Source organism: Paenibacillus sp. OT2-17, from assembly GCF_009827695.1.
Lineage (GTDB): Bacteria > Bacillota > Bacilli > Paenibacillales > Paenibacillaceae > Paenibacillus > Paenibacillus polymyxa_B.
Genome location: NZ_WUDQ01001039.1, coordinates 1 through 555, shown reverse-complemented (window position 1 = coordinate 555; position 555 = coordinate 1). Strand labels below are relative to the sequence as shown.

The 555-nt window shown below is 45.2% G+C and carries 1 protein-coding gene; it reads left to right on the top strand.

The annotated features are described in order from the left end of the window. Nucleotides 1-555: sugar phosphate nucleotidyltransferase (locus GRP75_RS28925; RefSeq protein ID WP_272917265.1), on the top strand; the 555-nt coding region annotated here is incomplete at both ends.

The following is a 555-nucleotide window of genomic DNA, read 5'->3' as shown; positions in this document are numbered from 1 at the left end:
GCCATGCTGCTGGCAGGCGGAGAGGGACGCCGTCTTGCTCCCCTTACTTCAACGATTGCAAAACCCGCCGTACCTTTTGGCGGTCATTACCGGATCATCGATTTTCCTCTCAGTAACTGCGTAAATTCAGACATTGATACTGTAGGTGTACTGACGCAATATGAGGCAGAATCCTTGCACGAACATATCGGGGATGGAACACCATGGGGTCTTACAAAAACAGATAACAAAGGAATTACCCTGCTTCCATCTTATAATACAGGTAACGCTGAATACTTAGGAACGGCAGATGCTATTCATAAGAATATCGAATATATTGACAGCCGAAATCCGGAGCATGTGCTTATTTTATCCGGTGATCATATTTACTATATGAATTATCGTGAAATGCTGAACCTCCATAAGGAAAAAGGAGCTGCGGCTACCATTTCTGTCATGGAGGTACCTTGGGATGAAGCACACCGTTTTGGTGTTATGAGTGCCGATGAAGATCTGCGTGTCACAGAATTTGCAGAGAAACCGGAGAAACCGGAAAGTAATTTGGCCTCTATGGGG